This is a genomic window from Hungatella sp. SB206 (assembly GCF_051132295.1).
GTDB classification, from domain to species: Bacteria; Bacillota; Clostridia; order Lachnospirales; family Lachnospiraceae; genus Hungatella; species Hungatella effluvii.
Map to the genome: position 1 here is coordinate 4,951,410 of NZ_CP096603.1, position 22,469 is coordinate 4,973,878.

22 protein-coding genes are annotated in these 22,469 nt (G+C 49.7%); 8 read left to right on the forward strand and 14 right to left on the reverse strand.

Translation table 11 applies throughout. The features are described 5' to 3' along the window. Window positions 1-18: 18 nt before the first annotated feature. The 6 genes from M1L66_RS22020 to M1L66_RS22045 form a co-directional block, all read right to left on the reverse strand. Window positions 19-1,512 carry an IMP dehydrogenase gene (locus M1L66_RS22020; protein WP_434688219.1) on the reverse strand — a complete coding sequence of 498 codons (1,494 nt, stop codon included), beginning with the start codon at window positions 1,510-1,512 and terminating at the stop codon, window positions 19-21. Between the two features lie 97 nt (window positions 1,513-1,609). Beyond that, window positions 1,610-2,599: a hypothetical protein gene (locus M1L66_RS22025; RefSeq protein WP_434688221.1), complete on the reverse strand. Its 990-nt coding sequence runs from the start codon at window positions 2,597-2,599 to the stop codon at window positions 1,610-1,612. Window positions 2,600-2,812: 213 nt separating this feature from the next. After that, window positions 2,813-4,114 carry an FAD-dependent oxidoreductase gene (locus tag M1L66_RS22030; RefSeq protein WP_434688222.1) on the reverse strand — a complete coding sequence of 434 codons (1,302 nt, stop codon included), beginning with the start codon at window positions 4,112-4,114 and terminating at the stop codon, window positions 2,813-2,815. Window positions 4,115-4,197: 83 nt separating this feature from the next. Continuing rightward, window positions 4,198-4,725 (reverse strand): YeeE/YedE thiosulfate transporter family protein, encoded by a 528-nt coding sequence (locus tag M1L66_RS22035; protein ID WP_034533379.1) that lies wholly within the window; start codon window positions 4,723-4,725, stop codon window positions 4,198-4,200. A gap of 39 nt (window positions 4,726-4,764) precedes the next feature. Further along, window positions 4,765-4,992, reverse strand: coding sequence for a sulfurtransferase TusA family protein (locus tag M1L66_RS22040; RefSeq protein ID WP_002603120.1), 228 nt, complete (start codon window positions 4,990-4,992; stop codon window positions 4,765-4,767). Window positions 4,993-5,007: 15 nt separating this feature from the next. Then, window positions 5,008-5,718, reverse strand: coding sequence for a YeeE/YedE thiosulfate transporter family protein (locus tag M1L66_RS22045; protein WP_029466629.1), 711 nt, complete (start codon window positions 5,716-5,718; stop codon window positions 5,008-5,010). 228 nt (window positions 5,719-5,946) lie between these two features. On the opposite strand from M1L66_RS22045, the gene M1L66_RS22050 reads away from it, so the two are divergent. Continuing rightward, entirely contained in the window at window positions 5,947-6,846 is a 900-nt protein-coding gene (locus M1L66_RS22050; RefSeq protein ID WP_187018703.1) for a LysR family transcriptional regulator, read from the forward strand. Here M1L66_RS22050 and M1L66_RS22055 read toward each other — a convergent pair. Then, entirely contained in the window at window positions 6,843-7,058 is a 216-nt protein-coding gene (locus M1L66_RS22055; protein WP_002603117.1) for a sulfurtransferase TusA family protein, read from the reverse strand. The two genes, M1L66_RS22050 and M1L66_RS22055, sit on opposite strands and share 4 nt — an antisense overlap. A gap of 76 nt (window positions 7,059-7,134) precedes the next feature. On the opposite strand from M1L66_RS22055, the gene M1L66_RS22060 reads away from it, so the two are divergent. Genes M1L66_RS22060 through M1L66_RS22080 form a run of 5 tightly spaced genes read left to right on the forward strand, consistent with a single transcriptional unit; the run spans window position 7,135 to window position 12,940 of the window. After that, window positions 7,135-8,259: an aminotransferase class I/II-fold pyridoxal phosphate-dependent enzyme gene (locus tag M1L66_RS22060; protein WP_434688226.1), complete on the forward strand. Its 1,125-nt coding sequence runs from the start codon at window positions 7,135-7,137 to the stop codon at window positions 8,257-8,259. Window positions 8,260-8,277: 18 nt separating this feature from the next. Next, window positions 8,278-10,320 (forward strand): glycosyltransferase, encoded by a 2,043-nt coding sequence (locus M1L66_RS22065; protein WP_434688228.1) that lies wholly within the window; start codon window positions 8,278-8,280, stop codon window positions 10,318-10,320. Between the two features lies 1 nt (window position 10,321). Further along, window positions 10,322-11,380, forward strand: coding sequence for an ABC transporter substrate-binding protein (locus tag M1L66_RS22070; RefSeq protein ID WP_434688230.1), 1,059 nt, complete (start codon window positions 10,322-10,324; stop codon window positions 11,378-11,380). 25 nt (window positions 11,381-11,405) lie between these two features. Then, on the forward strand, window positions 11,406-12,206 hold the full coding sequence (locus M1L66_RS22075) for an ABC transporter permease (RefSeq protein ID WP_187018695.1): 801 nt from the start codon (window positions 11,406-11,408) through the stop codon (window positions 12,204-12,206). A 14-nt stretch (window positions 12,207-12,220) separates the two neighbouring features. After that, window positions 12,221-12,940: an ABC transporter ATP-binding protein gene (locus tag M1L66_RS22080; protein ID WP_434688232.1), complete on the forward strand. Its 720-nt coding sequence runs from the start codon at window positions 12,221-12,223 to the stop codon at window positions 12,938-12,940. 52 nt (window positions 12,941-12,992) lie between these two features. Here M1L66_RS22080 and M1L66_RS22085 read toward each other — a convergent pair whose 3' ends face one another. Further along, window positions 12,993-14,651: an ArnT family glycosyltransferase gene (locus M1L66_RS22085; RefSeq protein WP_434688234.1), complete on the reverse strand. Its 1,659-nt coding sequence runs from the start codon at window positions 14,649-14,651 to the stop codon at window positions 12,993-12,995. Between the two features lie 241 nt (window positions 14,652-14,892). Here M1L66_RS22085 and M1L66_RS22090 point away from each other — a divergent pair, with 241 nt between their 5' ends. Further along, window positions 14,893-15,807 (forward strand): sulfurtransferase, encoded by a 915-nt coding sequence (locus M1L66_RS22090; RefSeq protein WP_002603110.1) that lies wholly within the window; start codon window positions 14,893-14,895, stop codon window positions 15,805-15,807. Between the two features lie 19 nt (window positions 15,808-15,826). Beyond that, window positions 15,827-16,816, forward strand: a complete 990-nt coding sequence (locus tag M1L66_RS22095; protein ID WP_320934710.1) for a rhodanese-like domain-containing protein — start codon at window positions 15,827-15,829, stop codon at window positions 16,814-16,816. Between the two features lie 269 nt (window positions 16,817-17,085). Here M1L66_RS22095 and M1L66_RS22100 read toward each other — a convergent pair whose 3' ends face one another. From M1L66_RS22100 to M1L66_RS22125, 6 genes are read right to left on the reverse strand one after another with little or no spacing between them, the layout of a single operon-like run. After that, the gene (locus tag M1L66_RS22100) at window positions 17,086-17,757 is read right to left on the reverse strand and encodes an MgtC/SapB family protein (protein ID WP_434694299.1); all 672 of its coding nucleotides are present in this window, start codon (window positions 17,755-17,757) and stop codon (window positions 17,086-17,088) included. A gap of 40 nt (window positions 17,758-17,797) precedes the next feature. Continuing rightward, a complete protein-coding gene (locus tag M1L66_RS22105) occupies window positions 17,798-18,715 on the reverse strand; it encodes a dihydrodipicolinate synthase family protein (RefSeq protein ID WP_434688237.1) in 918 nt (305 codons plus the stop codon). Window positions 18,716-18,745: 30 nt separating this feature from the next. Continuing rightward, window positions 18,746-19,558, reverse strand: coding sequence for a glycerophosphodiester phosphodiesterase family protein (locus tag M1L66_RS22110; RefSeq protein WP_434688239.1), 813 nt, complete (start codon window positions 19,556-19,558; stop codon window positions 18,746-18,748). After that, the gene (locus M1L66_RS22115; RefSeq protein ID WP_434688241.1) at window positions 19,555-20,562 is read right to left on the reverse strand and encodes an ABC transporter ATP-binding protein; all 1,008 of its coding nucleotides are present in this window, start codon (window positions 20,560-20,562) and stop codon (window positions 19,555-19,557) included. The genes M1L66_RS22110 and M1L66_RS22115 overlap by 4 nt, the downstream gene beginning before the upstream one ends. Beyond that, entirely contained in the window at window positions 20,563-21,582 is a 1,020-nt protein-coding gene (locus M1L66_RS22120) for an ABC transporter ATP-binding protein (protein ID WP_434688243.1), read from the reverse strand. An 11-nt stretch (window positions 21,583-21,593) separates the two neighbouring features. Next, window positions 21,594-22,457: an ABC transporter permease gene (locus M1L66_RS22125; protein WP_434688245.1), complete on the reverse strand. Its 864-nt coding sequence runs from the start codon at window positions 22,455-22,457 to the stop codon at window positions 21,594-21,596. Window positions 22,458-22,469: the final 12 nt, after the last annotated feature.

Here is a 22,469-nt window from a genome sequence, read left to right on the forward strand (position 1 = left end):
CCTTTCCGGCAAAAAACTTTATTTTGAATCTCTCAGCATGACATCATGTGCCCCGCCCTCGACAATACTGGTCGATGAAACCAGCGTAATTTTTGCTTTGCTCTGCAGCTCCGGAATGGTGAGCGCGCCGCAGTTGCACATGGTTGAGCGCACCTTGCTCAGGATGAGACCCACGTTATCCTTTAAGCTGCCCGCGTACGGTACGAAGGAATCCACACCTTCTTCGAATGAAAGCTTTTTCTCTCCGCCCATATCATACCGCTGCCAGTTTCTCGCTCTCGCACTTCCTTCGCCCCAGTACTCTTTCATGTAGCTTCCGTTGACATTGACTCTCTTTGTCGGGCTCTCGTCAAATCTGGCGAAGTATCTGCCCAGCATCACAAAGTCAGCGCCCATGGCCAACGCCAGGGTTACGTGGTAATCGTGGACAATTCCGCCGTCAGAGCAGATCGGAACATAGATGCCGGTCTCTTCGTAATAGTCGTCTCTTGCTCTTGCCACCTCGATCAGAGAAGTTGCCTGGCCTCTTCCGATTCCCTTCTGTTCACGTGTGATGCAGATTGCGCCTCCGCCGATCCCGACTTTAATGAAATCAGCTCCGGCCTCCGCCAGGAAACGGAATCCTTCCGCATCCACTACATTGCCTGCGCCCACCTTCACACTCTGTCCGTAATTCTTCCGGATATAGTCTATGGTGATCTTCTGCCACTCGGAAAAGCCCTCCGAGCTGTCGATGCAGAGCACATCGGCGCCTGCTTCCAAAAGCGCTGGAACACGTTCCTCATAGTCTCTCGTATTGATACCCGCCCCCACCATGTAGCGCTTGGAACTGTCAATCAGCTCGTTTTCATTTTTCTTATGGCTGTCGTAATCCTTGCGGAACACGAGATAGACCAGCTGTCCTTCTTTATTAACCAGAGGAAGACAATTGATCTTGTGTTCCCAGATAATGTCGTTGGCTTCCTTTAAAGTGGTGTCTTCGTCCGCGTAGACGAGGTCGCCGATCTGTGTCATAAATTCCTTTACCTTCGTGTCAGGGGTCATACGGCTCACACGGTAATCCTTATTGGTTACGATTCCCAGAAGCCTGCCGTTTGGTCCGCCGTCTTCCGTTACGGCGATCGTTGAATGGCCTGTCCGCTCAGTCAGGGAAAGCACGTCCTCCAGCGTCATCTCAGGAGATACATTGGAATCGCTTACTACAAAACCGGCACGGTACCGTTTCACCCGGTTCACCATCGCTGCCTGCTCGGCAATGGTCTGAGATCCATAAATAAAAGACAGGCCGCCTTCCTGCGCGAGAGCGATAGCCAATCTGTCGTCCGACACCGACTGCATGATTGCGGAAACCATAGGAATATTAATATGCAGCGCCGGTTCCTCTCCCTTTTTGTATCTGACCAGAGGGGTCTTTAAACTTACTTCCGATGGAACACACTTTGTCGATGAATAGCCCGGAACCAGAAGGTACTCGCTGAATGTTCTGGACGGTTCCTCATAATAGAATGCCATTTTAATTCTCCTTTTCTGACTGCTTTTCTCATATTCTACTACATTTTCCCACAAATTGGTAATCTTTTTTTGTTATATCTGTTTATTTGTCGGATTACTAAAAATCCAATACCGGCACCAGATTCTCACTCCCCCCGCTCCTGGAAGTGCTGTTCTCCGTAGAAGCAAATGAAACCAGGGGACCTCCGGTCACATACTGGAGCCCATTTTTCAACGTAATCCGCAGATAAACTTCGTAATTCACGTTGTCTTTTCTTCCTATATAATCGGACACGTCGATCCGGTAGCCCACTATTTTACCGGTCTCACCTGAAAGCTTTGTAAGGGTAAGGTCTTCCCCTGCCAATTGGTCGTATGCGGCAGGCTGTACTTCTACGGCCTGCGCCTCCGTGACTGCCTGACTATAACCGGATTTCTGGTGTGAGCCGCCATTTCCACCCGGGCTTTCTACCATACCGTTTGCCGCAATCTTTGCTTCTGCCATTGCGATCTCGTCCTCTTCAAAGGGATTTCCACCTGCATTTCCCGTAATCCAGAAATGAAACATCCCCTCATCGTTTGCCTCGGAATCATAAAAATCACATTCCGCCCGCGCCATCATGGTATTGACGGTATACACAGGCTTCAGAATTTCCTGACGGTATCCGGTCTCTGACTCAATTACAAAGGCCGGTTCCAGCCATTCTGCCGGTTCCAGCATAAACTGTGCCTGGTTCTCTGCGTCAAGCGCCTGCCGGTATACGGTTCCTTCCGCAGTCAGACTGGCAGTCACAGTTTCATTCTTCTCCAGCGCTTTGGGAACCGCCCGCATCGTCACCACCAGCTTTCCGTCCTGCATCCCCATATTTATGGAAGTATCGGAAAACAGGCTGGCATCCTGCTCCATCTTCTTTGTCACACTTTCATATTTATGATCCGCATCGCTCCTGACTCCGTTGATTTCATTGCGCAAAATGGCTTCCATACTGCTCATCTCACTTCGCAGATTGTTCAGTTCCTGCTTCATGCGGTAATTGTTGTACAGGGCGACGGCCAGCAGAATGATTACAAGGGCCAGTGCTTTGGATCTGATTTTATCTTCGCTCATGACATCTCCTTTATGACTTTATCTTTATGGCTTATCTTTATTCTATTATCCTGCGGAAATGATGTCAATTCATTAATCAAAGCATCTGTATTGTCTATCTTACAGAATGGTGGTTACGATCCAGTTCCCTGATGTAAAAAAATGGACAGAGGCAAAAGCAGTTTTTTATCTGCCTTTGCCTCTGCCAGGCTATAACATTCTGATCAGTTACGCTTACTTAATCCCCTCCTCAAGCGCATCTTCTGTAATCCCTTCTGTCAACACTCCCGCAAGCTTTCCGTCTTTTATAAATGCCACTGCCGGTGCTCCGCTGATGCCCAGACGGCTGGCGATGCCTGTAGACTTATAGATATCCGCCTTCGTCACCTTCACGCTGCCCGCATGCTTTTCTTCAAAGGCTTCGATGACAGGAAGCAGCTCACGGCTGGCCGTCTCCACGGCATTCCAGATGTACACCACACCCGGCACAGTCGGGTCCATAATCTGTTTTTCGAATACTTCGCTCTCAGCCAGGTATTTCTCCGCCGCATAGCCAGCGATCGCGCCGTCTCCGACCGCGGTAGCTACCTGCTTTAAGAATTTATCCCTTACGTCCCCTGCTGCAAAGACGCCCGGCATGTTTGTCTCCATCTTTTCATTGGTGATCACGTAGCCTGCGCGGCTTAAATCGATGATATCCTTGAATATCTCGGTATTTGGCAGGTAACCGATAAATAAGAAACACGTATCCACCGGCACATCGATGATCTCGTTGTTCTTTAAATTCCGCAATGCCACACTGCGGAGATGTTCCTCATCTCCTCTGAATTCTGCCGGAAGCGTGTTCCAGATAAACTCCATCTTCGGATTGGCCAGGGCTTCTTCCCTGGCAATCTCGTTGCAGTCCATCTTCCCTTCCTCGTGCATGACGCTGACAATGACTCTGCTCGCAAACTTTGTGAGGAACATTCCCTCCTCGATGGCCGCGTCTCCGGAGCCGATGACCATGACGGTCTTTCCCGTGTTCGCCGCCGCATCACAGGTGGCGCAGAAAGAAATACCCTTGTCGTATAAGAATTTGTCCTCCCCCGGCGCCCCGGTGAGTCTGGGCTTGCCGCCGCTGGCAATGATGACGGAACGGCACTCATAATCTGTCCGGAAGGTCTCCACTACTTTTTTGTCTCCCTTAAGCTGCACCGCGCGCACATCGGTCAGTTTGAACTTTACGCCGAATTTCTTGGCCTGTTTGTGGAACAGCTCCATCAGGCCCAGACCTGTACTGCCTTCCGGAAATCCCGGGTAATTTTCAATCTCGTTCGTATAGGTAGCCAGTCCGCCTACCAGCGCCTTCTCGATCACCAGGGTTTTCAGCCTCGCACGGCCGCAGTAGATGGCGGCCGTCAGACCTGCTGCGCCGCCGCCAATAATTACCACATCGTATTGCTCTATTTTCTTTTCCAAAATGATTCCTGCCTTTCTGTACTGATTGTCATCTGTTCTATAGGAAATATGTTTTATGATTCTCATCTGCTTCATAAACAGTTTCCCGTGACGCAAAAACCGCCGCAATTCTGTCAAAGAGTTGCAGCGGTCAAAGATTCATTTCCGATATTGCGACGCTACATGAAGAACCTGGCCAACAGCTTGCTCCCAATGAAAGCCCCGATAAACAAAAAGAATGCAAATACCCATCCGGATAACGACATGGAGCCGATCGCTGAAAAAAGAGCTCCGATGTTGCAGCCGCCGGCAAGCCTTGCGCCGTATCCCATCAGCAGTCCGCCCAACGTGGCGGCCACTACCTGCTTTAAGGATTTAATCTTTTTGAATTTAAACTGAGAGGCCAGCAGAGCAGCCAGCAGCGCTCCTGCGATGATACCGAAGTTCTGCCAGGATCCTGGATGATTCAGGATTCCGCTGTTTAAGGTGTTCTGTGCGCCTTCTGAAGAAAAGTAATACCACTTATCCACATTACCGCCCACGAGACGGTACAGCCATGCGCCCCAGTTGGCAAAGATGCCGGACACTCCCCAGGGGGAACCGGTAGACGCAAACATGGCGATCTGGAAGACGGCCAGCAGCACCGCTCCTGTGACATATGTAAATGGATTTTTGAAAATCTTTTTATAATATGGATTTTTACTCACTTTATCCCAAAAAGCCTTCAAAGTGTCACCCACGCCTTTCTATTTTGTTTTTTCAATGACGATTTCCCATTCTCCGTCGTCCACTTCCTCGATCTCTACGTTATATCCCTGATTTCTGGCCCATTCCGGAACATTTTTCATCGCACAGCTGTGGTCAATCGACGCAATCAGTACGTCACCTACCGCCATCTTCTCACACTGCTTCTGAACCTTCATTAACGGTACCGGGCAAGCCTCGCCTAAACAATCAATTGTAAATTCTGCCATGATAATATCTCCTTTCTACTCTTCAATTCCCATTTTTTTCTTTTCATATAAATCAGCCGCTATATAGAGCAGGCCGATCGTTGCTAACTGTAAAATCACTGCTCCCGCCCATCCAAACACATCCGGAAGGAAAATTCTTGGAGCGGTTGCGATAAAGTTCTCTGTCCACCATCCCATATGGCTGGCGCCGATAAGGGATCCGATTACAAAGAACAGCAGACTCAGCATCTGCATTGCAAAGCCTTCGCCAACCCGCATCAGCGTGCCGGAAGCACAGCCGCCTGCGATTACCATACCGATACCAAACATGATTCCGCCTACTGCCGTGGCAAGGCTGATGGGCATGATATAACTCTGGCCCGGAATCTCCTGTCCGTTTACAAATGCGCCGTATTTAATTGCGGCGAAGCCGATGGTGGTTATGGCGAATGCAATCAGAACCGCACGGGTAATCGACGTTGATCCGGTAATACACGGGTCTCTTAAGGATGCGGTAAAGCAAAAGCGGGACTTCTGCAAAATAAAACCGAAGCAGCACCCAAACGCCCAGAAAAGAGCCAGCGTGCCGTTTTTAAATCCTAAGAGTATTCCGATCACTATGATAGCCAAAAAGACTCCAAATCCAATGGGAAGCTGATTCTTTTTCTTCTTCCGTGGTCTTGACGAGCCTCCTGAGGTCTGGCTTCTGCGGATACTTCCTGTCGTTTCTGTTCCGTTTTCCTGCATTCATTGCACCTCCTTTTTTCTTGTTTTTTGAGGATTTGAACGCGTTACTACACTTCTACAGTATAGCACATTGTCATTTTTTTCACTATCCAAGTTGCTTATACTGTATAATTTTTTGCTATAAACAATCCTTATGGCGATATTGTGTTTTTTTTAACGTTCTTGTATAATGAATGATAGAAATAATACCGGGGTAAATAGAAATGAAATAATGAGGGGGGGGATCAAATGCTTTTAGAACAGATTTCCATGTTTTCCAGAATTGCAAAAGAACAGAGTATATCCAAGGCAGCCCAGGCGATCCACATCTCTCAGCCGGCCTTAAGCCAGCAGATGCAGCGGCTGGAGGAGGAACTGGGCGTAAAACTTTTCGAACGTTCCAACCGCGGGATCATACTTACCAGATCCGGAGAGGTCATGCAGAAATACTCGGAACAATTTTTAGAGACCTACTCCAATTTAAAGGAGGAACTCGCCAGCCTTGAATCCTACAACGGGACGTTTCGTATCGCGGCCACTCCCGTGGCCTGCAACTACGCGCTTCCCTGCTCCCTGTTCAAGGTGAATCACAAATATCCCAGCTACTCCTTCAGTTTAAATTCCGTCCCCTCCACCGAGGTCATTCACCGCGTGGGGCACGGGCAGGCGGACATGGGATTTATCGTGGGCGCCACAGATAATCCTGAATTCGTCTGCAACCTGGCCTTCAGCGATAAGATCTGTCTGGTGGCGAGCGAAGACTACCGGTGCCCGGACAGCATTACACTGTCTGAGCTTAAAAAATTCACCCTGGTCATGCTGAACGAGCAGTTCAGCTCCTACCGTCTGCTTCATCAGTACCTAAAGCAGGCAGGGCATCCCCTGGACACCCTGCGGGTGATGTACCATCTCGACTCCACAGAATCTGTAAAGAGCACAGTTCTTGCCGGACATGGAGCCGCGTTTCTTCCCTACATAACCGTAAAGAAGGAAGTATACCAGAAGCAGATAAAGATCATCTCCGTTATGGATTTCGATTTGAATTACGATGTGTATTCCATATACAATCCACATCTGGTCAAAAACAATCCTGCTCTGGAAAAAATAATCCTGTATTTTATCTCCATTGTTACGAAAAGCATCTGCTAGACTGTAATATACAGCTCCCAGATTCCGTTCATCGGCTCTACTGTCTCCATTTTCAAGTGCATTTTCCGGCAGTAGCTGCCTATGGATTCCACCACACAGCTGTGGTCTGTGACCAGCTTGATCTGGCCGCCGTGTTCCTTAATCTCCCTGCATTGTTTCAGTTTCATGATGGGAATCGGACACATATCTCCCAGACAATCGATTTCATGCATCACGCAGCGCCTCCATTTCTTTGATGGCTATAGTGTATCATAATTCAGGCGGCCGCGGTAGAGGAAAGGGATTATTATGGATATTTCATTTTACAGCCGCTTTCATGCGCCTCTTGAATCCGCCTATTTAGAAGAAGTCCTGGCTTCCGGCCTGGAGACGGATGGCTTATTCATGAAACGGCTGCTTGACTGCGCGGACAGCCTCTATCCAGGCTGCCGTTTTCTCTTTACCCCGAGCTGCACGCTGGCCCTGGAGACCGCTCTGGCCTGCTTGCGCCTGCTTCCGGGTGATGAGGTCCTGCTTCCTTCCTTTAACTTCCCGTCTGCCGCCAATGCCGTGCTGCGCCACGGCGGCCGGCCCGTTCTGTGCGATATCACGCCCGACACCCAGAACATCTCGGTCCGGGACGCGTCCAATCGCTTAACCAGCCGCACCAGGGCCGTGATCGCCATGCATTACGCAGGTGTCTCCGCTCCTCTCGGCGGCTTAAAAAGACTGGCCGAAGAGGCGGGTATCGTCCTGATCGAGGACGCCGCCCAATGTGTGGACGCCTATTATGAGGATCAGCCCCTTGGGACCGTCGGCGATATGGGCTGCGTCAGCTTCCATCACACCAAAAATGCCGTCTGCGGAGAAGGCGGCCTGATGATCACCAAAAACCGTGGCCATTGGCAGTATGCGCGCCAGTACCGCCTTCACGGAACGAACCGGGCGGGATATTTAGACGGGGAAGCTGCCCGCTATACCTGGAATCTTCCCGGCTCCTGCACCGCCTTAAGCGAACCGCAGGCAGCCCTTTTGTTGGCGCAGCTTCAGTGTCTTTCCCAGATTACCCGAAGCCGCCTCCACGTGACAGAACAGTATTGGAAGCAGCTGGCTCCCTTGGAGGAGAGGGGAATCGCCATGCGTATGCAGATTCCCGCCTATGCCCGGCCCAACGGCCATATTTTCTATCTCCGTTTTCAGGACCCCGCCCTGCTGAATTCTCTCATCCCCGCCCTGGCGGCCCATGGAATCGACTGCAAAACGCACTACGTCCCTCTCCACGCCTCCCCCATGGGGGAAAAACTGGGATACCACAAAGAAGATTTACCCGAATCGCTGTCCTGTTATCAGACGCTTCTCCGCCTTCCGGTCCACACGGCCCTGACAGATGAAGATATCGCACGGACAACGGAAGCAATCCTGCGGTTCGTGTAACGGATAAGGAGTTTTACCATGATTTACGATCTCGGCATCATCATCCCCGTATACCGGCCCCGGGAATCCATCGGGATTTTAACGGACCGTATACGGGAATTATTTTCTGAAAAACTCACTCTGCGCATCTGCATCGTAGATGACAGCGGCAGGCCGGAAACCGCGGCTTTCCTGGCCGGGATATGCCGTTCTCCGGAGACCGCGATTCTGGTTCTGGACCGCAATTACGGACAGCAGGCCGCCACACTCTGCGGCCTGGAGCACTTAGATCCGTGCCGGTATTACGCCACCATTGACGACGACTTAGAACAGCCTCCGGAAATGCTGGCGGCCCTTTACGACACCATCCAGCAGGGATATGACATCGTATACGGAGTCCCCGCCGTCTCCCGCCGTTCTCTTTACCGAAGAGCAGGAAGCCTCATGCGCGACGGGCTGTTCTCCCTGTTTCTGGGCGTGCCGGAAGGGGTTCGCGTCAGCAGCCTTAGGATCATGACAGCCGATTTAGTGAAGGAAGCCTGCCGCCTGAAACCCAACGGATTCTTTTATCTGTCCGCCTCTGTTTTTAAAGGGAGCACAAGACCGGTGAGGGCCGTATCCATTCCTTACAGGAGAGAATCTAACGGTGAAGAGGATTGGAATCATGCTCTTTTTCAAAAGAAATCTGCGAAAAAAAACATCAGCGGCTACAGCGCGCTCTCACTGCTGCGGCTGTACACAAAGCTGTTTCTAAATTATACATGCTTCCCCGCCGTAAAACGGAATTGCAGCCGCGGCGCAAAACCGCTCTACCGCATATCCCGGCGAATCCGCGCCCCACGGCTCATGATCCTCGGCGGCTCCAACTGCCAGGTTCATGCGTTCCAGCGGGCAAAGACGCTGGGGATGGACACGATTCTGGCCGATTACACCAGATCGCCCAGCGGAGCACGGTATGCGGGACTCCATGAACCGGTGAGCACCTTCGATATAGAAGGCTGCATCCGTGCGGCCAGAGAGCACCACGCAGACGCGGTAATGACCATGGGAACGGACCAGCCGGTGTACACGGCCGCTTCTGTCAGCAGCGCCCTAAATCTGCCTTCGCTTCTGTCGGTCGGGGAAGCGCTGTCCGTAACCAACAAAAAGCATATGAAACCAATCCTGAAAGAGGCCGGTATTCCTGCCGCCCGTTTTCGTTTTATCCATCAGGGCATGGAAGCAGGCTCTCTGGACGGACTTCAGTCTCCCTATGTCATAAAGCCTCTGGATTCCCAGGGGCAGCGCGGAATCTACCGCCTCAATACGCCGGAGGAGGTCTTCTCCCATCTGGAGGACACACTCTCCTATTCCCGGGAACAGGAGGCACTGGTGGAAGAATTCTGCGAGAGCACGGAAATTACGGTCAGCGGATGGCTCCATGAGGGCAGACTCCATATCCTGACCGTCACGGACCGCCTTCTCTATCCGGATCCGGTCCATATCGGAGTCTGCGTCGGGCATCGTTTTCCCACGGTTCACATGGACCGGTACGCGGAAATTGAGTCAATCAGCCGCAGAACCGCAGCCGCATTCGGCATCGCCAATGGCCCCTTCTATCTTCAGGTGCTGGTCGGAAAAGACGGAATTCAGGTCAACGAACTGGCCAGCCGGATCGGAGGCGCTTTCGAGGATGTCTTTATCCCGTTCTTAACAGGCTTTGACATATTGGGTGCCGTGATACGGAGCGCTCTCGGAATGCCGGCCGAGCCCCCCTCTATGGACTGCCTGGAAGCGGCCGCGGAGGGACGATGTGTCGCGGTCCAGCTCTTATTCTGCCGGCCAGGCGACATTTTAAGCATCACACCTTTAGAAGAACTTCTGGCTCTGCCCTACGTGCTGGATGCCGGCTACAACTATCTCCCCGGCCAGACCATCCCCGCCATGGAGAATGCCACCGCCCGCTTCGGCCACGCCGTCCTCTGGGGAGATGACGCAAATATTTCCGCCAATATCCACGATTTTTATCATCGTTTGTCCGTCCGTTCCACACGGGGGGAAGAGATGATCACGAATTTTTATGGACTGCATAAAGGAGACTGACATGAACACAGACATGTATACAGACATGTACACAGACATGAACTCTAACATAATCGCTGACATAATCGCTGACATAAGAGCTGATTTAAACACCGGCAAAAGGCACCGCCCCTCATTCATACGATCCGCTCTGCTCATTCTCTCTGCAGCGGCGGTCCTCATTCTGCCCGGATGCGGCGGGAAAAAGGCGCCGTCTGTGGGGATCGCCGAGCAGTACGGCATTGCCTATGCCCCGCTTCAGATCATGAAGGAGCAGAAGCTTCTTGAAAAGAGGCTTCCCGGTGTGGAAATCAACTGGAAGCAGTTCGGCGGCCCGACCGGCATCCGCGAAGGAATGATGAACGGAGAGATCGATTTCGGATTTATGGGGGTATCTCCGGTCCTAATCGGCATTGACAACGGCATGAAATGGCGTTATGCCACCGGAATCAGTTCCAATGAGGTCGCCATCGTCACACGGAACGACATTCACTCCTTGACCGAGCTGACGCCCAAAGACCGGATCTCGATCCTGTCCCCAGCCTGTACCCAGCACGTACTTTTATGCATGCTGGCCGGCCAGCAGCTGGGAGATCCCCATGCCCTGGACAACCAGCTGGTCTCCATGAGCCATCCCGATTCCGTAAACGCCCTTCTCTCCGCGACCGAGATCACGGCACACGTTTCCACACCGCCCTATATCACCCAGGAGTCCGATGGCGGTATGCACGTGATGGCCACGGGGGAGGAGATTGTCGGGCAGCCGTTTACATTTATCACCGGCGTTGCTATGGAGGAGTTTCACGACAACCGCCGGGAGTATTACGACGCAGTCATCGATGCCCTTCAGGAAGCAATCGATTACATCAACAGCAATATGGAGGAAGCCTCCCAGCTTCTCGCACCTCTCTATGGAATTTCTCAGGAGGAACTTTACAGACAGATGGGCCGGGACGGCACGATCTATTCCAGCGAACTGAACGGAGTGGAGATCTTCAACCGCCAGATGGCTGAGATGGGCTTTCTCTCAGAGGAGCTGCCGGCAGACAGTCTGTTTTTTGATAACGTGGTTCACCACTAGAGTGTAAAAAAGAGGAATTTTTACTATGACTGAACGTTTTTTAGACACTATAACAAAAAAGAAATGGGCCGGGCGCCTGTTCTGGATCTCGGTCTTTCTTCTGCTGTGGGAACTATTCTGCCGGATCTCGAACGTTTCCCCGCTTCTGGTTCCCTCCCCGGAACAGGTGTGCGCCACCCTGATTCAGGGCATCACGCAGGGGGACTTAATCTGGCAGTCCGCGTACTCCCTGGGAATCATCGCCTTTTCCCTTATCATTTCTGCCGTCCTGGCTGTTGTCCTGGCCCTGTTTTCCAGACAGAGCCGGCTGATATACAGTCTGGTGGATACCCTGACCGCCCTGGCGCATCCGCTCCCGGGCCTGGCTCTTCTTCCGTTAATTATCATGTGGTTCGGAACCGGCACCGGGGCGGTAACGGCCATTGTGGTTCACTCTGCGCTCTGGCCGGTTCTGGTCAATCTCCTGGCCGGTTTTAACGCGGTTCCCGGCATTTATGAGGATATGGGGCGCAGCCTTTCCATGAGTTCCGCCGCTATCACCGCAGAGATCCGCCTGCGCGCATCCCTGGGCTATCTAATCTCCGGCCTGCGCATCGGATGGGCCAGGGGCTGGAGGGCCTTCATCAGCGCCGAAATGGTCTTTGGAGCAGTAGGCGCCAAAGGCGGCATCGGCTGGTACATTCTGACTCAGCGCACCTTCATGAACACGGCGGGACTGTTCGCCGGAATTATTCTTGTCATTTTCATTGGAATGCTGGTTGAAGACGGCCTGTTCTCGGTCATTGAGAAATGCACGCTCACCAAATGGGGGATGAAATCTGTTTAGAAAGGAATGAAACCATGCTGGAAATTCATAACATCAGCCGCTCCTACACCGGAAGCAGCCAGACTCATACGGTCATTGACCATTTAAACCTGACGGTATGCGATCATGATTTCTTTGTCATCGTCGGTCCCAGCGGCTGCGGAAAAAGCACGCTGTTAAGGCTCATCGGAGGTTTTGACCGCCCGGACAGCGGTTCTCTCCTGCTAGACGGAACGGAAATCACCGCTCCGTCGAAAGACATCATGATGGTATTTCAAAGCTTCGAACAGCTTTTTCCCTGGTACACGGTTCTCGGCAACCTGACCTATGCCATGAAGAAAGCCGGACTCTTCCGCACGTTGGCCGAGAGAAAAGAGTGTGCCCGAAGCTATTTATCCATGGCAGGCCTGTCCGGCTTTGAAAATGCCTATCCCCACCAGCTCTCCGGAGGCATGAAGCAGCGCGCCGCGCTGGCCCGCGCACTGTCCTTAAAGCCCAAAGTCCTCCTTATGGATGAGCCCTTTTCCAGCCTGGACATCGCCACCAAAAAGGCCTTATATCCCGTCGTCACCGCCATGGCCGCCCAAACCGACTGTACCATCCTTCTGGTAACTCACGATATCCGCGAAGCCCGCACGCTCGGCTCCCATATCGCCGTCATGTCCAGACAGAAAAAAGGCATATCCGCCGTTTTTTCCAAAGAAGCGATGCCGGAGGCAGAAACGCTGGAAAAAATGCTGGAGGAAAATACCTGAATGTATCAAGGAGTGTTTTAAAAGCCTGCGAGGGCTGAGACCGTGGGAGGACTTAAGTGTCCTCCTGTTTTTCCTGTTTCACCCGATACACTCTCACCGTTCCCCATTCCTCCGCACCTCTCAGGGAATTCACCCGCGAGGCATACTCCAGGCTGTGAATCCGCCCGACCTCCCTGCACGCCGTCTCACAAAACGCCTTAAGCTCCCTCACAAACGCTGCATTTCCATAAATCGCATGGAAGTAAGGCCTGTGCTCATAGAGATAATCCAGCTCATCAGAATAGCAGATATACTCGATCTGATTTTCCCTGATATACGTTTCCACCCCGCCTTCCACGTAAGGAAGATTTCTGTAATCCTTCAGCATCCCTCTGTCAAAATAAAACTCCATATTCAGGTTTCCGATTGTGGGGGCATCCGCAGGCACCAGTTCCGCCAGCTGATCGAGATACGAAGCGTAATTCTCCGCCTCCCCGGGCCGCTGGTTCTGTATCTGCCAGATACTCCCCACGGCAAGACCGGCCGCAAGTATCAGAATTCCGATCGTACGGCCGGCCTTCTCGAAGAGCTGCAGGACCTGGCCTGCGAGGAGCCAGCCAAACAGGAAGAAAAACAGGACAGCCGTCTGATTATACCGGCCAATCACCACCATACCCGCCGCAAGCCCTGCGGCCCCCTCGAGAATCCCCCTGGTATTTTGAATCCACCGATCCTCTTCGCTGTCAGGAACGCGCTCCCCTCCCAACGCTTCACTCTCAGATATGGGCTCCCCTCTCATGACCAGACACGCGGCGGCCGATAATCCTGCCGCCAGAGCCATGGCAATCATCTCCAGACGCACATCGGGAAGATAATAGGTTCCGTTATCCCGCCCGTATACGCCGCTGAAAAATGAAAATAGCTCCCCGACTCTCGCCCATCCGGAGGACGACAGCTCAAACTCCTCTTTCCCATACAAAAAGTAGTCCGGCAGAAAATGAGGATTGAACTGAAAACTGATACCAACATAGACGGCAGTCACCGCGAGCACCGCTGCTGTATAGGCGGCCAGACTGCCCAATGTCTTCACTGCCCCCTTTTTATCCTTTCCCGCCGCCTGCCTCACGATTTCAAACACCATAATGGCGCCGCAGACCGCCGCGCACAAAAAGCTGTTTGGATGAATCCCGACAAAAAGTCCTGTGACCACTCCCAGGATCAGCGCGGTCCCTGTCCCCGGCCGCCCTTTTTTTTCAAGCAGAATCCACAGACACACCAGCAGCTCCAGCGCAATAAAAATCTCCTGCCGCGCAAAATGGGAGGCATAAATAAACTGAATATCCAGGCTCAGCAGAACAGTAAGCCCCAGAGCAAACCACCGGCTTCCCATACGGCGCACGCAGAGATAAAACAGAACGAGGCAGATAATCCCCGCCAGAAGAGAAAGCATTCTCACACTTCCAACAGAAAAACCACCCAGCCCGACCGCTCCCATCTGCATGAGATGAAACAGGCTTTTCATCGCGTGGGGCACCCGGGGCTTCGCATCAAAAAAGCTTTCTGTCACTCCTAAATTTCCAGCCGCCAGCATATCGCGGCTCAAACCGGCCAGCCAGCTCTCATCCGAATGAACAAATGGAAATACGAGAAGATTCCGGTATGATACAAATATGTAGACTGCCAGGTACGCGGCTGCGGCACAAAACACCGCCCATTTCTTCCATCGGTCCATTCCCTGCCTCCTTATGATTTCTTCGCATTTTTTCGTTATTATTTTATCACGATTTTCGTTAAAGTTTTAGCATTATCCGATTAACAGATATAATATAACGGATTCTTATACCAGAAATCAACCCTGTTACAGTATAATAAAACTTGGAATTACATGGAAATAAGGTTGAGGCCCTTATTTTCACGCAAAACAACAGCGTTTACTACACACTACCATTACTCGCTTTATAAAGGAGGGTTTTATGGGCTTATTTGCCAAAAAAATAACAATCTTTTCGTTTTTGGCGATTCTGGCAGCGGCTCTTACAGGCTGCAGCTCCCATACTTTTGTCGAAGGGGAGTCCCTGATCGTCTCCACGAAGGACCTGCCCGGCTACGCCGAACAGTCCAACGTGGTCGTTGTGGATACCCGTACCCCGGAGGAATATGCCGCGGGACACGTAGCAGGTGCAGTCAATATTCCCACCGCCGACATTGTTATCAATGTTCCGGTAAAGAATATGCTGACCAGCCAGAAAAAGATTGAAAAGGTAATGGGCAGCAACGGAATCTCCAATGACACATTAGTCCTGGCGTACGATGCCAATAAAATGGGCGCCTCCCGCCTTCTCTGGAGTCTGTTCATGTTTGGCCACCAGAAAGTTAAGGTTGTGGATGGAGGCTTTGACGCCATCCAGACAGCCGGGATCCAGCTGAGCACTGATATCGAAGCTCCGGCCGAGGCTGTTTTTACTGCGAAGGAGCCGTCAGCCAACTGGCTCGCAACGATGGACGAGGTCCGCGCACAGGCTGAGAACCCGGATCCGCACACCATTTTGTTAGACGTTCGTTCTTTTGAGGAATACGCAGAGGTCGGCAAGGTTCCGACATCCCTGATCATTCCCTATGAGACCAATTTCTTCTCGGATGGAACATTTAAGACAACGCAGATTACCAGAATTAACTACCTGGAGGAAAAAATTTATCCGGAGGATGAAATCATTCTCTACTGCCAGACGTCCATGCGGGCGGCTCCGGTCTTTGTTCAGCTGTACGAGGCTGGATACCGGAACATCCGGATCTATGACGGCGCCTATTTAGAATGGTCTTCCAACTCTGATAATCCGGTTGAGATGCCGGCCGGTCAATCTGCTCCGTTAAAGAAAAACGCATCCTAACACCAAAAGGAGAATTATTATGAAGAAAATTGTACCTGTATTACTTGGGCTCACCCTGGCAGCCAGTCTGACCGCCTGTGCAACCAAGACCGTAAAGGAAGCACCTTCTGCTGCCCCTCAGACGACGGCCGCAGCTATGGAAGAAACCACGGAAGCGCCCGCGGAGACCTCCGGTGCAGAAACAGAAGCAGCCGCAAAAACAGAGGATACCGTCACTGCGGCCGCTACTGACTATTTTAAAAACTTCCCGGAAGATAAGCATATGGCGTCTGTAGCCGATCTCTTTGCAAAAATCGACGCCGGTGAAGACATGGTTATCATCGATATCAGAAAGCCTGATGACTACGCTGCGGGACATTTAAAAGGAGCGTGGAACATCCCTTACGGTGCTGCTGTAGCGGAATCACTGGATAAAATCCCGGATGACACGCCAGTATATGTAAACTGCTATACCGGTCAGACCTCCTCTCAGACGGTAGCCCTCTTAAACGCAGCCGGAAAATTTGCTACGAACATTCAGAGCGGCTGGAACAACGGCATTTCCCAGGAAGAAGGCTACGAAGCCTATATCGACACCGAGGAAGCCGTCATTCCTGATGACACCTATGAAGTAGATCCGGCCATCGCCGCCGCTATCGCCGATTACTACAAAGAGGCGACCAGCAACACCATCGCTTCCTTTAATTTCAAGGCGGAAGCCTTAAAAGAACTGGTTGACGCGGAAAGCGAAGATTATACGATTCTCTCCATCCGCCGTGAGGACGACTATAAGCAGGGCCACATCGCAGGCGCCATGAACATTCCGTTCGGCAAGGGAATGCAGGAACATTTTTCCGAAATTCCGACTGATAAACCAGTCGTCGTATACTGCTACAGCGGACAGACCTCTTCCCAGACCATGGCTATTCTCCGACTGCTCGGCTATGAGGCCTATTCCTTAAGCGGAGGCATGGGAAAAGAAGGCGGAGCCGGCTGGCTCGGAGCAGGTTATCCGGTTGTGACCGAATAATGAATGATTGATCCTTCCATATCTGCTGTCATATGATGGGGCGTGAATCCATTTTCATGGATTCACGCCCCATTAATTCCTCTCTTCTCAAATAAGTCCTTCCGGATCACTGCCCGCCTTATTTCTTCATTGCTCCGGATCTCTCTTCATAATCCTCCCTCACTTTTTTCAAAAACTCCGGTATCTCAATGGGACACTCCCATGGAATTCTATCATTAAAAAAACGTTAACCTTCCAAAATATCAGAAAGTTAACGTTTTTTTGACGATTCACTGAATCGTAATTTGTACCATTGGGCCCACTCCCTTTAGCCTTCCCACCAGAGATACCACATTTCCCTTATATGGAATCGCTATTTGAGCACTCATGACATACAAGATGCTTTCTTCTATCAATTGAACGCTTTCTATCCTGCAGCCCTCCTCTAATATAATTTGTTCTATAAATTGAAAAACTTCTTTTTCCGGATTTTCACGAAATTCTATTTTTAATTCTTTCTCTTCTCCACCTTTTTTAGATAAAAATCCTTTTCTTCCAAGAAATAATTCAACGGTCATCACGATGGCCGTTGATACAATTCCCAGGACATACATACCTGCTCCCATAGCCATTCCAACACCAACAGTAGCCCAGATCCCAGCCGATGTAGTAATTCCATTTACATTATTATTTTTAAAAATAATAATTCCCGATCCAATAAAACCGATTGCTGTTACAATCCCTGCTGCTATACGTGATGGATCGAGTTTGATATATTCACCCACTACATCCTGAAAGCCATATTTGGATATAATCATCATCTCCGCGGCAGCAACTGCAATGATAATATGAGTTCTTGTACCAGCTGTTTTTTTTCTGCTCTGCCTCTCATAACCGATCAATCCGCCGCAAATAGCGGCGGACACAAGTTTCACTAAATAAATGATCTGTTCTATGACCACTTCAGTCAAATAATCACCCCATACTTAATCTTTAAGGACTTTACAGTATCTTTGTCTCCTCAATTGCATTTCTGATATCGTGATACAGTAAAATCAGTTCCGGATCATCTAATGATACCGGTAAAAAAGGAAGTCTTGGGTTTCCAATCTTACATCCGTCTAATGAAATTATACTCTTCACCGCCCCATACATGGAAGGGAACGAAGAAAGCCTGCTCACAAACTGATTCACCTGTTCCTGAACCTGATGCGCCTTTTTCCATTCTTCTCTTTTAATCAGCTCATCCATCTTTAAATATAATTCCGGCATAGCGCCATAGGTCCCTCCGATTCCTCCTTCTGCCCCCATCAATCGCCCGGCTATAAACTGGCTGTCGGAACCGTTAAATATCAGGAAATCTTTTCCTCCGGCAGTTTTAAACTTCATAATATCCTTAACCGGATCGGACGAACATTTCAAGCCAGCCACCCGTTCGTTTTTAAGCATTCGGTTAAACAGCCCCATGGAAAGCTGAAATCCTGTGAGCTGAGGAATATTATAGATAAAAAACGGCAAATCGGCGGCTTCGGTAATTGCAGTCCAGTGTGCATATACACTCTCCTCCCCCATGCGATAATATACGCACGGAACCGCTGAAATTGCGTCAGCTCCTGTTTTACAGGCATGTTCGGCCAGCAAAGCCGAATGTCTGGTATCGGGACACCCAACATGAACGATAATATTCATTCTTCCGGCCGCCTGACTGACCACTGCCTCTGTGACAGCCATTCGCTCCTCTGTATCCAGAAGAAAACCTTCTCCTGTGCTTCCACAGACATACATCTGTTTAATTCCCTTATTGCAGAAATAGTCCACGACCTTTCTGGCTGCTTCCAAATCAACATTTCCCTTCTGGTCAAACGGAGTATTTAATGCTACAGTAATCTGCTTAAATTTGTTTACATTATATTTTGACATTACACTTTTCCTCTCTTACTTTACTGTCATTTATAAAAGATACTGTTTCAGGAGACACGGCCAGTCTGTTTGAATGATATCAAACCCCTTTGTTCGCAAAAATCCCCAGCCGTCCTTCGGATGTCCCAAAATCGAGATATCATCGCTATGGCCAGCGCTCAGTTTCGTTCTATAGTTAAATACAATTCCATTCCCCCATAATAGCCGTCCCTTCTCATGCATGGCACAGATATATGTATCAGCGGCCACAGCCGAAGTTTCTTCCTTAAATACAAGTTCCGCTCCAACATAGTTAATCCGCATGGTCTCCAAAATCTCAGAGCATTGGTCCTCCTCCGTTATTATGGGCATATACATATAATCTGGTGCAAACCGTTCTACGTTCTGGAAATACTGCACTTTGGCCGGACTCTTTAACAGAATCTGGTCCTGCATTCCATATCGTTCCACAGCTTTCGTCACAAGCTCCAGATCTTCCCATCCCCTGTCAATATTCAAAAAACATCGTCCTTTAAAACGTTTCAGCACGCTGTCAAAACTCTGAATCCGCTGTTCCGTTTCCACACCGTCTATATTGACATATGGGATTGACAGAATTTCCTTTTCTGTCAGATTGTTTAAACAGATATCACGCCCCAGATGATATTTTTCCATGCCAGTGTGAAAGACTACCAGATGATTATCCACAGTCCGTAAAACATCCATTTCCAGAATATCCGCTCCCTGTGCCAGGGCGGCCTCGAAAGCTTCGATTGTATTAGGCGCAATATTTCCGCCCCATACTCCACGATGGGCTGCGATCAGCAGCTTTTTTTCTGCCGCAGATTTCAGTGAATTTTTCATAATATTTCCTCTCGACTATAGAGATGACAAGCTGCGAAATGCCCCTCTCCCTTTCTGTCCAACAATACCGGTTTTTCTGTTTTACATTGTTGCATACACTGAGGACATCTTGTATGAAACGGACACCCCTGCGGTTTATTAATCGGACTTGGGACATCACCTTCAATTACAATTCGCTTTTTTCCGGAATTAATAACCGGAACCGGAATTGCGGAAAGCAGCGCTTTAGTATAAGGATGCAGTGGTTCGCGGTATAATGATTTTGAATCCGCCAGTTCTACAATTTCCCCCAGATACATGACGGCAATCCTATCACTCATATACTGTACAACCGACAAATCATGGGCGATAAAAATATAGGTAAGCTTTAACTCATGCTGGATCTTTTTCATGAGATTCAGTACCTGAGCCTGGATTGATACGTCCAGAGCGGAAACCGGTTCATCACAAATCAACACAGAAGGATTCACTTCCAGTGCTCTGGCAATGCACAAACGCTGACGCTGACCTCCCGAAAATTCATGCGGATAGCGCAGTAAATATTCTTTTCTTAAATTCACCATTTGAATCACACGATCCATGATCTCCTGCCGTTTTTTCTGATCCTTGATTCCGTGGATTTTTAGAGGTTCCTCAAATGCCTCGCCGATCTTTTTTGAAGGATTCAGTGCAGAATACGGATCCTGAAAAACCATCTGGACTTCTTTTCGAAAATCAAACAGCTCTTTTTTATTAAACTTCGCCACATCCTTCATTTCCCCACCCATACGGTAGAGAATTTCACCATCAGTGGGATTCAGCAGACGCATAACTGTTTTTCCCATAGTAGACTTTCCACAACCGGATTCTCCTACTACTCCCAGAGTTTCCCCCCGATAGACTTCAAAGGATACTCCGTCAACCGCTTTGACATTCCCTGTCACTTTCTTTAAGAGTCCCTCTTTTACCGGAAAATAAGTTTTTAAATTTTTCACCTGGAACAAAACTTCCTTTTCCCCATTCATCTATTCCACCTCCTTACAGTCTGCATATTTCAAACAGCGCACCCGGTGACCATCTTCCACTAAAAAGTTCGGAATTTTCCCTGTCCGGCACTGTGCCATACATTCACTGCACCTGTCTGCAAATTCACAGCCGATTCCTGCATCTGCGGGATTCGGTGTCGTTCCGGGAATTGTCTCCAGTTCTTTTCCGTCTTCCATTCCAAGGACCGGGACAGACCGGAGCAAAGCCTTCGTATACGGATGGGACGGAGCATTAAAAATGCGTTCCGCCGCACCTGATTCTACAACACGCCCCATATACATAACTGCTACATCATCTGCCATTTCCGCAACCAGTCCCATGTTGTGGGTAATCATGATAATTGATTTATTATCATGAATCTGAAGCCCCTTCATTAGTTCCATAATCTGAGCCTGAATCGTCACATCCAGTGCAGTTGTCGGCTCATCAGCTATTATAATTTCCGGATTTTCTATCATAGCAATGGCAATCACGACTCTCTGCTTCATTCCACCGCTGAACTGATGAGGATACTCCCTTACGCGACGCTCCGAATCCGGTATACCCAGTTTTTTGAACATATCCACGACGCGGACCATTGCTTCTTTTTTGTTCATTTTGGTATGCTCCATCAACCCTTCTGCTACCTGATCTCCCACACGGTATACCGGATTTAAAGAAGACATCGGATCCTGAAAAACCATACCGATATCTCTTCCACGGATTTTTCTCATTTCCATACCATAAGCTTCCAATTGGTCAAGGCGGTACTCTTTCCCACCATTCTGTACTCCCGAGCGGTAAATGACTCCATCTGATGATACTTTCGCATTTTTCGGAAGCAGTTTAACAATCGAATGAACGGTAACACTCTTTCCACATCCGGACTCCCCCACAATCGCCAGACATTTTCCCCTTTCCAATTGCAGGGAAACGTCTTTTACAATCGGTACAACCTTTCCGTTTGAAAGGAAACCGGTATTCAAATTTTTAACATCTAAAATAATATCATGATTCATCGTTCCCCTCCTTACTGCTGTTTCGGGTCAAGCACATCCCTCAGACCATCACCGAGAAAATTTACCGCCAGAACAAATACTGAGATTACAACTCCAGGAATCACCCAGAGCCACCAGTAATTTGATATTATATCCAGGGATTTCGCTGCATTTAAGATATTTCCCCATGTACAAACAGACGAAGGGACCCCCAGACCCAGATAGCTTAAGCCGGCTTCCTGCAAAATAAATCCCGCCACATTGACAGTTGTTGCTACAATAATTGGAGAGATGGCATTAGGAAGAATCTGACCAAACATAATTCCTGCTTTCGACATACCGAATGCCTCGCAGACTTGAACATACGTTTCCTCTCTCAATGTAAAAAATTCGTTGCGTATCATACGAAATGTCGTCATCCAACCGGTAACAGAAAAAATCAGTATCAGGTTTCCCACACCCGGACCTATCATGGAGACCATAATCAGTATCAGTATCATGCTGGGAAATGTCTGGAATATTTCCGAAAGACGAACCAGAATTCCGTCAACTTTTCCGCCTATATATCCCGCGATGCTTCCAAGAATCATTCCGATCAGTGAACCACTTAAAGCACCGCACACGCCTATTAAAATTGACATCCTTCCCCCGTAAAGCACCCGTGACCAGAGTTCACGCCCCAGTTTGTCCGTTCCCAGAATATGTTTCATTCCGGGAGCAACAGTCATCTGGCCCATATTAATATCAGCCGGCCCTGTTTTTGTCAGCAGCGGTGCTCCTATAGCCAGGAGAATATAGAGCACGCTGACCACCAATCCCGCCATCGCCAGCCTGTTTCTCATAAATTTTTTGATATTCAACAAAGTTCTTTCTGAAATTTTATGTTTTCTTTTCATTCTTTCTACCTC